This window comes from Chitinophaga sp. 01L420 (genome assembly GCF_056399985.1).
Window position 1 is genome coordinate 1 of sequence record NZ_JBFTSK010000116.1, and the last position, 2324, is coordinate 2324.

At 45.8% G+C, this 2324-nt stretch carries 2 protein-coding genes; both read left to right on the forward strand.

Features of this window, described 5'->3' with window-relative positions:
• Window positions 1–154 precede the first annotated feature (154 nt).
• Entirely contained in the window at window positions 155–1240 is a 1086-nt protein-coding gene (locus AC1DP6_RS36365) for an NAD(P)H-dependent flavin oxidoreductase (RefSeq protein WP_477059290.1), read from the forward strand.
• A 178-nt stretch (window positions 1241–1418) separates the two neighbouring features.
• Window positions 1419–2324: phosphotransferase (locus tag AC1DP6_RS36370; protein WP_477059291.1), on the forward strand; the 906-nt coding region annotated here is incomplete at its 3' end.

Below are 2324 nucleotides of genomic sequence, written 5' to 3' on the forward strand. Positions count from 1 at the left end.
GCTGCTTATCTCGGTGTTTCAAGAGAAACGCTCAGCCGGTTGTACAACGATTGAGYTGTAACCGGCATCAATAAACACTCCCCCGAATGTGATGCAGGTCACACCATCACCCCGGTTTTCCTTCCGTACTTTGTTGTATAATAAATTTAACATTATGTGGAATCAAACAAAAGCATCGGACATGCTRGGTATTGAATATCCTGTTCTACAGGGGCCATTCGGCGGAAACCTGTCTTCTGTGAAACTGGTATCCACCGTTTCCAACGCCGGCGGACTCGGGGGCTATGGCGCCTATACATTAAGTCCGCAGGAAATCATTCAGATAAATCAACAAATAAAAGCGGCCACCAATAAGCCTTACAATATCAATTTGTGGGTGTCGGATACAGATGTACAGGAGGACACGGTTTCAGATGAACGGTTTAAACAGGTCCGGACTTTATTCAAACCTTACTTTGACGAGTTGGGCATCCCATTGCCGGAAAAACCCGGCCCATTCAAATCCCGTTTTGAAAACCAGGTAGATATTATCCTGCATCAAAAACCGCCTGTATTCAGCTTTATGTTCGGTATCCCATCAGCAGACATCCTGGAACAATGTCACCGGCTTGGCATCACTACCGTTGGAGCTGCCACTACACTTGATGAAGCCATCGCACTGGAATCAGCGGGAGTTGATCTCATCATTGCTTCGGGTTTTGAAGCCGGAGGACATCGCCCATCATTCCTTGCATCCGCCGAATCATCTACCATAGGAACATTTGTATTGATCCAGGTTATCAGGGAAAAAGTAAAAATACCGGTGATCGCTGCGGGCGGTATTGCCAATGGCAAAGGTGTTGCAGCCGCGCTTGCACTAGGCGCAGATGCGGTGCAAATAGGCACAGCTTTCCTCGCCTGCGAAGAGTCTAATGCAACCACCATTCATAAGCAAATGCTGTTTTCAGAGGCTGCCCGGCACACCACCTTATCTCGATCATTTACAGGAAGACTTGGCAGAGGAATCGCCAACCGCATCGCCGAAGAGTTAATGCATACCGAAAATGGATTTCTGCCTTTCCCACTGCAATCCCAATTCATATCACATTTAAGAAAGGAAGCCATCGCACAGGAAAAATGGGACATGATCTATTTCTGGGGCGGACAGATAGCGCCGGTATTAAAACATACAAAGGCTGCTGATCTGATGAAAAGCATACAGGAAGAAACCACCGCCTACTTCGATCAGCTGAAAAAATAATTACTATTAAAAGGAAAGGAAGATTGGAATTTTCACCTGTCGAAGGTGAGCCATAGTATTGGAATAACATCCATTTCACCATGAATGTTCAGTCAAAAAAATATATTTTTTGAGGTAAAGGAAATTGCAAAAGCTCCTATATATTTGAGCAGCTTTCAATCATTTCTTTCCAACTTTTATGATTCCAGCAACTAAAGAAACTGCCGTAAAACATGCCCTGCATGCTACATTTGGCGTAAATGAGTTTGAAGATATCCGTCAACTGACGACCGGACTTTCCACTGCACTTGTTTTTCGGATACTCGTTTTGGGAAAACCATATTTGCTCCGCATCATTACACGTACGGACCCCATGGGTGATCCCACGCACGAATATGCCTGCATGCAGGCCGCTGCAGATGCAGGCATTGCGCCAAAGGTGCTGTACACAAGCATCACCGATAGAATTGCCATCACCGATTTCGTGGAAACAACACCTTTCCCGCTGGAGGAAGCAAGAATAAAGCTGCCTGATTTACTGAAGCGTTTGCATTCCCTGCCGCCCTTTCCTTTCCGGGTGAATTACCTGGATGCTGCCGATGGTTTCTTTAAAAAATTTCAGGCAACCAACATCCTCCCGGAGCAGATGACGGCGGAACTATTCCGTCAGTATGCGAGGATAATAAATATTTATCCCCGCAACGCTCAGGACATGGTAGCTTGCCACAATGATCTGAAGCCGGAAAACACGCTTTTCGATGGAAACAAGGTATGGCTGGTGGACTGGGAAGCTGCGTTCCTGAATGATCGCTACCTGGACCTCGCCATTGTTGCCAACTTTGTGGTCAACAGTGAACAGGAAGAAAAAGAATACTTAACCATCTACTTTGGTGAAGCATTAAACGAATATCATCATGCCCGCTTCTTTCTAATGTCCCAGTTACTTCACCTATTTTACTTTACCTATTTCTTGTTAATATGTTCCAATGCAGGTGTGTCCATTGACCCGGATCAGGAAAGGCCGGATTTCAAAGCATTTCATGTTGGTATATGGGCCGGTAAAATTAGTCTGGCAGGCAATGACGCCAGGCAGCAATATGCAGGC